The sequence below is a fragment of the Pseudomonas sp. BJa3 genome (assembly GCF_026343815.1).
Lineage (GTDB): Bacteria > Pseudomonadota > Gammaproteobacteria > Pseudomonadales > Pseudomonadaceae > Aquipseudomonas > Aquipseudomonas soli.
This window is the reverse complement of sequence record NZ_JAOXMC010000024.1, coordinates 61,667-68,838: the sequence shown is the minus strand read 5'-3', so window position 1 is coordinate 68,838 and position 7,172 is coordinate 61,667. Positions and strand designations below refer to the sequence as shown.

Here is a 7,172-nt window from a genome sequence, read left to right as displayed (position 1 = left end):
GCAACGGCAACGGCAACGGCAACGGCAACGGCAACGGCAACGGCAACGGCAACGGCAACGGCAACGGCAACGGCAACGGCAACCGAGCAGTTCCAGGTGGTGCAGGAGCGCGCATGGCGCCTGTAGGAGCCGGCTTTGCCGGCGAAGGGGCCGGACCGGCCTACTTGAATTTCGGCCCCGAGCGGGTATTGAGCCCCTTGGCCATGCGGTCATACAGCACCACGTTGACCGTCGCCGCGAGGTTCATGCAACCCTGGGTCGGGATATAGATAGTCTCTTCGCACCAACCACGTACGTCCTCGCTCAACGAGCCATCCTCAGGCCCGAAGATATAGATCGCCCGGTCCGGGTGGGTGTATTCGGGCAGGGCGCGCGCACCGTCCACCAGCTCCACCGCCACCGGCGTGCAGCCCAACGGAATGATGCGTTGCAGGTCGTCGATGCCGATCAGCGGGATGTCGTAGTGCACCCGCTTGGTATCGGTGACGAAATCGCGGGCGCGCTCATAGCGCTTGCCGGTGTAGAACACCGAGTTGACGCCATAACAGCCTGCCGCGCGCATCACCGAGCCGACGTTCTCGGCCGATTTGGGGTTGAACAGGCCGATGCAGCTGTACCGTTTGTTCGCCACGTGTCGGGGCCCTTCGCAAAAAAAGAGCGCGATTATACGGGCTTGCCGACACGGCGGGGGCGGGAATCGACGGTCAGTCCTTCTTCATCAGCGCGGCCAGGCCGGCGAACGGGTTGTGGGTGGCCACGGCGACTTTCGGTGTGCTCAGCGAACCTTCGCTGAAATACTGCTGGTCGGTGTAGCGGGCATGCTCGTTGTCGTGGCAGTACAGGCACAGCAGTTCCCAGTTGGAGCCGTCCTGGGGGTTGTTGTCGTGGTTGTGGTCGCGGTGATGCACGGTCAGTTCCGACAGGCGTTTGCCGGAGAACTCGCGGGTGCAGCGGCCGCAGACGTGGGGGTACATTTTCAGCGCCTTGTCGCGATAGCCCATTTCCTTGTCGCGCTTGGCGTCGGCGAGGATACGGTCGAGGCGGGCGGTGGCGTCGGAGGTGGAACTCATGGTGTTACCTTTTTTCTAATCAGGGCAATGACGGTTATGTCCTTGAGTCTAGCGCGCCAGTCGGGCGGGCGGACAGGCAAAAATGCGCCATTGGGCATAGCCTGTAGGAAGGTTTCTGACAGGAGGCTGCAGATGTTGCATGCGATCCTCGCTGCATTGTTGCTTGGCGCAGTGCCGTTGGCCGACGCTGCAGGTCAGCAGCGGCCGCTCACGACCGTCCCGGGGGCCCCGGGGACGCCGACGCCGACACCCTACCCGCAGATCACCCCGAGCACGCCGCCCAAGGCCGGTGCCAACCGGCCCGGCGCGCCGCTGCTGCCGCCCATGCCGGTGCCGGGGCCGCCGAAGGACCAACCGTTGCCGGGGTTGAACCAGGATTCGCCAAAACCGCCGCCCAAGCGCGATTAGGCTCTGTACGAAAAGCCTTGATACTTGTTCATGCTGCGTTGAAAACAGCCTCGGAATGCTCATGTACTCCAGTACAGTCGGGCGCGACCCCGGGCGTTCCTCGGCTGTTTTCGCCTTGCCTGACCTGCGTCTCAAGACTTTTCGTACAGAGCCTAGATCTGCTGTGCCAGGCGCTGGCCATCCTGCATCCGCAGGCGCCGTGAAAGCGCCACGGCCAGGGCGCGAATGATGCGGGCGGCAATGCGCGGCGCGTCGGCGAGCATCTTCTCCAGCGAATCCTTGCCCAGGGTCAGCAACTGGCAGTCGCTGGCGGCCACACAGGTGGCCGAGCGGCGCTCGCCGTCGAGCACGGCCATCTCGCCGAAGGCTCGGCCCTTGCGCAGGGTGGCGATTTCTACCTCGGTGCCGTTGCCGTCGGTCTTGCGCACCGAGACCACGCCACGGTGGAGGATGCACATGAAGGTACCGGCGTCGCCTTCGCTGAACAGGATCTGGCCTTCGTTCACGGCGGTGAGGCTGAAATAGCCGGCGGCGGTGACGAAATCGCTGGGCTGCAGGGTGTCGAACAGACCGCAGTCCATGAGCATGTCGCGGATTTCGGCGTTCAGGTGCTGGGTGTCGGGCATGTGTTGTTCTTCTTCGCATGTCTGGAAAGCGCCGCGTGCGCACAATCTGTGGCCGTGGCGCTTGTGAGACAACGAAATTCGCGTTTTACGCCACGCCCAGCTCATTGAAGACGAACGCATACTCCAACGCCACGTCGCGCAGCCCCTGGTAGCGGCCGCTCATGCCGCCGTGGCCGGCGCCCATCTCGGTCTTGAGCAGCAGCAGGTTGGCGTCGGTCTTGCGCGTGCGCAGGCGTGCCACCCACTTGGCCGCCTCCCAGTACTGCACTCGGCTGTCGTTGTAGCCGGCGATCACCAGCATGGCCGGGTAGGCCTGAGCCTTGACGTTCTCGTACGGCGCGTAGGCCTTGATCCGCGCATACACCTCGGGGTCTTCCGGGTTGCCCCATTCGTCGTACTCGGTGACGGTCAGCGGCAGCTCGGGGTCGAGCATGGTGTTGAGCACATCGACGAACGGCACTTCGGCGATGGCGCAGCGGAACAGCTCAGGGCGCAGGTTGAGCACCGCGCCCATCAGCAGGCCGCCGGCACTGCCGCCACTGATGGCCAGGCGTTCGCGGCTGGTCACGCCTTCGGCGATCAGGTGTTCGGCGCAGGCGATGAAGTCGTCGAAGCTGTTGTGCTTGTGTTCCTGCTTGCCGGCCCGGTACCAGGCTTCACCCAGCTCGCCGCCACCGCGCACATGGGCGATGGCGAAGGCCACGCCACGCTCCAGCAGGCTCAGGCGGGCATGGGAGAACCACGGGTCGAGGCTCTCGCCGTAGGCACCATAGCCGTAAAGGTAGAGCGGCACCGTCTTGCCTTCGTCGGCGCGACGGCGCACCAGGCTGATCGGTACCCGGGTGCCGTCCTTGGCCACCGCCCACAGGCGCTGGCTGATGTAGTCGTCGGCGTCGAACGCGCCGAGCACCGGGGTCTGCTTGAGCACCTGCTGGGCGCCTGTGGCCAGCTCCAGCTGGCGCACCTGGGCCGGGCGGTTGAGGGCTTCGTAGCGCAGGCGGATGCGCGAGCTGGCGAATTCCAGGCTGTCCTGCACGTAGAGGCTGTAGGCGGCGTCCGGCAGTTCGACGCGGTAGGCCGGCAGGCCTTGCGGGCGCACTTCGATGATCGGCAGGCCGCCTTCGCGCAGGCTCAGGGACAGCGCCGAGGCATTGAGGCTGACGCCTTCTAGCATGATGTCGTCGCGGTGCGGCACCAGCACCTGCCATTGCGCGCGGGCCGGCACGCTGTCTGCCGGCGCATGGAACAGGGCGAAGTTGATACCGTCCTGGTTGCTGCGGATGAACCAGCGCCATTGACCGTCGAGCTGGCCATGGTCGGGGAAGTACTCATGGCCTTCGACCCGTGGCGCCAGGCAGGTGAAGTCGGCGTGCGGCGTGGCCGCATCGAGCACCCAGGCTTCGCTGGTGGTCTTGCTGTTGAGCAGCAGCACCAGTTGGCGTTCGGAGCTGGCGCGGTAGCAGTGCAGGAAGAAACGTCCGTCGGGTTCTTCGAATACGCTGGTGGCCGCGGCCTCGCCCAGGGTGTGGCGGCGCAGGCGCCAGGGGCGGTGGGTGTCGTCCAGCTCGGCGAAGAACAGCGTCTGGCTGTCGTTGGCCCAGGTCATGCTGCCGTCGCAGTCGTCGAAGGGCAGGGCGCTCAGCGCGCCGCTGGCCAGGTCCTTGACGTACAGGGTGTAGACCTCGTCGCCGCTGGTATCCAGGCTGTAGGCCAGCAGGCGATGGTCGGGGCTGATACTGAAGGCGCCGAGGGAGAGGAAACCGCCGTTCGCCAGCGCATTGGGGTCGAGCAGCAGTTCCTCGCGGCTTTCCTCGACCGTATTGCTGTCGTCGGCCGGGCGCGGACAGCGGTAGTGGCGCGGGTACTCGTCGCCGGCGGTGGTGCGGGTGTAGTAGAGGTACGGACCCCAGGGCGATGGCAGCGACAGGTCGGTCTCGAGGATGCGGCTCTTGATCTCTTCGAACAGTTGCTCACGCAGCGGCGCCTGGCCGGCCAGGCAGGCTTCCTGGTAGGCGTTTTCCTCGGCCAGGTAGGCCAGCACCTCGGGCGTGTCGCGGTCCTGCAGCCAGGCGTAGGGGTCGTTGCCGTCGGCTTGATGGGCGATAGGGGCGGGAAGGGTCAGGGGCATGGGTGATCTCATCGATGATGGGCCCCTCGCGAGGGGCCACTGCGGGTCGCATGCGGTGCGGGGGCAGCCTGCGCCGGTAAAAGTGTTTATCATAGGCGTCTCTTTGCCTGGCTTGCACCAACACCATGACCGAACACGACTATACGCTGGCCTGGGGCCTGTACGCCGTTGCCGCCCTGGGCTGCCTGCTGGTGGGTTTCAAGCTGACCGGCTGGATGTGGCGCTGGCTGCGCGAGCCGCTGCGGGTGATCATCGCCGTGCTGCTGTTCGCCCCGACCATCGTCGACCCGGTCAAGGAAAGCTTCGCTCCGGCCATCGCCATCACCGCGCTGGACCTCGCCTTCAAGGTCGGCAACAACGCCTGGCGTGCAGCCTCGGACCTTGCCATGTACGGGATGATCGCCTTTGCCCTGTACTTTGTCTTCGTGCTGATCCGCTGGCCGCTGGAAAAGCGTGCCCGCGAACGCCGCGCCCAGCGTGAGGCCGCCGCCCAGCGCCAGGCCAAGGAAGAGGAGGAGGTCGTGGCCGATGCGTCCCTGGCCGCCAATCGTCACGACCGCTACCGCGACGATCCGCCACCGGCCTCCGTGCGCCGCTCCGGCCCCGGGCAGGGCCGCGTCGAACCCCGTCTGTAAGCCAGGAGCCGCGAACATGTGCGAACTGCTGGGCATGAGCGCCAACGTCCCCACCGATATCGTCTTCAGCTTCACCGGCCTGATGCAGCGCGGCGGGCGCACCGGCCCGCACCGCGATGGCTGGGGCATCGGTTTCTACGAGGGGCGCGGCCTGCGCCTGTTCCAGGACCCGGCGGCGAGCAGCGAGTCGGAAGTGGCCAACCTGGTGCAGCGCTACCCGATCAAGAGCGAAGTGGTCATCGGCCATATCCGCCAGGCCAACGTCGGCAAGGTCTGCCTGTCCAACACCCACCCGTTCGTGCGCGAGCTGTGGGGCCGCAACTGGTGCTTCGCGCACAACGGCCAGTTGGGTGATTTCGCCGCACAGCGCACGTTCTACCGACCAATTGGCGACACCGACAGCGAGGCCGCCTTCTGCGACCTGCTCAATCGTATCCGCGAGGCCTTCCCCGAGCCGGTGGAAGCCGAGCAGTTGCTGCCGGTGCTGGTCGAGGCTTGCGCCGAGTACCGCGGCAAGGGCGTATTTAACTGCTTGCTCAGCGACGGCGACTGGCTGTTCTGCTTCTGCTCGACCAAACTGGTGCACATCACCCGCCGCGCACCGTTCGGTGCGGCGCGGCTGAAGGATGTCGACCTGATCGTCGACTTCCACACGCAAACCACCCCCAACGACGTGGTTACGGTGATCGCCACCGAGGCCTTGACCGAGAACGAGACCTGGAACCGCTACGAGCCGGGTCAGTGGGGGCTGTGGCGCCACGGCGAGTGCGTCGCCCACGGCCAGAGCTAAGGAAGCTGCATGTTCAGAAGTTACCTGCGTTTGCTGTTGTTCACCTTCGGCCTGCTGGCCGGTCTCCAGGTGCCGGGGCTGGTCAAGGACTACAGCCAGCGCGTCGAGGCGCACCTGCTCGAGTCGCGCCAGGCCCTGGACGGCTTCCGCCAGACCGCGCAGCGCTTCTTCAACGGCGACCTGCAGGCGCTGGTGCGGCATTACCGCAGCAGCGACGATCCGGTGTTCAACAGCGATGCCAACAGCATCGAAAGCCTGCTGATCCGCAACCAAGCGCTGGAGCATGAGTGGCAGGCCCTGCAAGGCTCGTGGGTGAGCCGCACCTGGCATGTGCTGGTGCAGCCGGAGCCGACGCTGCGCGAAGAGACGCTCAAGGGCTACAGCTACCAGATCCTGCTGGTGCCCGAGGCGATCGGCTGGGGGATCGGCAGCGGGTTCGTGCTGGCGTTCGTGGTCGAGAGCCTGTTGCTGGTGATTGGCTGGGTGATCCTCGGTGGGCGGCGCAAGGTGGTGAAGGAAAGCTGGCGGTGATGCTGTTGCTGCCCTGATCGTCGGTAAAGGCGACCTTCAGACCAGCACGATCCGCTGCCCGCCCACATCCCGCGCGTAGCGCTCCAGCACTTGCCGGCACACGTCGACGATCTCGTCCACCAACGCCACGCCGGTCTGCCAGGCCACCACCAGCTCCAGGCTTGGTGGTGGCTGCAATCCGTCCAGCAACACCAGCTCGCCCCGGCTCAGTTCGCCATCCACCAGTGCCGGTGGCAGCGCGCCGATGCCGAAACCGTCGCGCAGCAGGCGGGTGATTGCCGCCACCGAGTTCACGCAGTTCAGGCGTGGCGCCTCGGCCCCGGCTGCCTGTAAAAGGCTGAGCACTTCCTGGTGCGGTCGTGAATTTTTCGAGAAGGTGACGATGCGTTCGCGGGCCAGCTCCGCCAACGAGGCGTAGGTGCGGTGGTGCGGGGAGCCGGCGGCGACGATCCAGCCCATCGGGTAGCGCGCCAGGTCCTGGCTGCGGATCGACTGTTCGCGCAGCAGGTCGGTCTGCAGAATCACGTCGAGAAAGCCCTTCTGCAACTGCTCGCGCAGGTTCAGCGCGGTATCGGCCACCAGCTCGATCTCCACCTGCGGGTAGCGCTCGCCCAGCTCCGCCACCAGCGCGCTCATCCAGGTATGGATGACCGTGTCCATGACCCCCAGGCGAATGCGCCCGGTCTTGGCCCGGTCGCTGTCCAGCGACTGCTTCATGGCCTTGGCGGTGTCGAGCATGCGTTCGGCATATTCCAGCACTTTGGCGCCCTCGGGTGTCAGGCTGACCCCGCGCGAATCGCGCAACAGCAGTTTTACGCCCAGGTCGGCCTCCAGCGCGGCGATGCGGCTGGACACCGAGGCCTGGGTGGTGAACAGCTTCTCGGCGGTGAGGCGGAAACTCTTGAGCCAGGCGACCCAGACGAAGGTTTCGAGGAAACGAAGGTTCATGATCAGTTTTTCTTGTTCCAGACCGGCGGATTTTCT

At 65.8% G+C, this 7,172-nt stretch carries 9 protein-coding genes; 4 read left to right on the top strand and 5 right to left on the bottom strand.

Annotation, left to right across the window (positions count from 1 at the left end; all coding sequences use genetic code 11):
• Positions 1-160 precede the first annotated feature (160 nt).
• Together OH705_RS24050 and OH705_RS24045 are read right to left on the bottom strand one after the other, a co-directional pair.
• Positions 161-631: an RNA methyltransferase gene (locus OH705_RS24050; RefSeq protein ID WP_023632487.1), complete on the bottom strand. Its 471-nt coding sequence runs from the start codon at positions 629-631 to the stop codon at positions 161-163.
• A gap of 73 nt (positions 632-704) precedes the next feature.
• Positions 705-1,070, bottom strand: a complete 366-nt coding sequence (locus OH705_RS24045) for a YajD family HNH nuclease (RefSeq protein WP_023632486.1) — start codon at positions 1,068-1,070, stop codon at positions 705-707.
• 132 nt (positions 1,071-1,202) lie between these two features.
• Between OH705_RS24045 and OH705_RS24040 the strand changes: the two genes are divergently transcribed.
• Positions 1,203-1,478 (top strand): hypothetical protein, encoded by a 276-nt coding sequence (locus tag OH705_RS24040; RefSeq protein ID WP_038705605.1) that lies wholly within the window; start codon positions 1,203-1,205, stop codon positions 1,476-1,478.
• Positions 1,479-1,630: 152 nt separating this feature from the next.
• Here the strand turns inward: OH705_RS24040 and OH705_RS24035 are convergent, their stop codons facing one another.
• Both OH705_RS24035 and OH705_RS24030 read right to left on the bottom strand, forming a co-directional pair.
• Positions 1,631-2,104, bottom strand: a complete 474-nt coding sequence (locus OH705_RS24035) for a cyclic nucleotide-binding domain-containing protein (protein ID WP_038705606.1) — start codon at positions 2,102-2,104, stop codon at positions 1,631-1,633.
• Positions 2,105-2,189: 85 nt separating this feature from the next.
• The gene (locus OH705_RS24030) at positions 2,190-4,232 is read right to left on the bottom strand and encodes a S9 family peptidase (RefSeq protein WP_267303124.1); all 2,043 of its coding nucleotides are present in this window, start codon (positions 4,230-4,232) and stop codon (positions 2,190-2,192) included.
• A gap of 125 nt (positions 4,233-4,357) precedes the next feature.
• Between OH705_RS24030 and OH705_RS24025 the strand changes: the two genes are divergently transcribed.
• The 3 genes from OH705_RS24025 to OH705_RS24015 are packed head-to-tail and all read left to right on the top strand — an operon-like array spanning position 4,358 to position 6,188.
• A complete protein-coding gene (locus OH705_RS24025; RefSeq protein ID WP_094010046.1) occupies positions 4,358-4,867 on the top strand; it encodes an MFS transporter in 510 nt (169 codons plus the stop codon).
• Between the two features lie 16 nt (positions 4,868-4,883).
• The gene (locus tag OH705_RS24020; RefSeq protein WP_094010045.1) at positions 4,884-5,657 is read left to right on the top strand and encodes a class II glutamine amidotransferase; all 774 of its coding nucleotides are present in this window, start codon (positions 4,884-4,886) and stop codon (positions 5,655-5,657) included.
• 9 nt (positions 5,658-5,666) lie between these two features.
• Positions 5,667-6,188 carry a DUF2937 family protein gene (locus OH705_RS24015; RefSeq protein WP_023632562.1) on the top strand — a complete coding sequence of 174 codons (522 nt, stop codon included), beginning with the start codon at positions 5,667-5,669 and terminating at the stop codon, positions 6,186-6,188.
• Between the two features lie 36 nt (positions 6,189-6,224).
• Here OH705_RS24015 and OH705_RS24010 read toward each other — a convergent pair whose 3' ends face one another.
• Positions 6,225-7,136 carry a LysR family transcriptional regulator gene (locus OH705_RS24010; protein ID WP_267303123.1) on the bottom strand — a complete coding sequence of 304 codons (912 nt, stop codon included), beginning with the start codon at positions 7,134-7,136 and terminating at the stop codon, positions 6,225-6,227.
• Positions 7,137-7,172 lie beyond the last annotated feature (36 nt).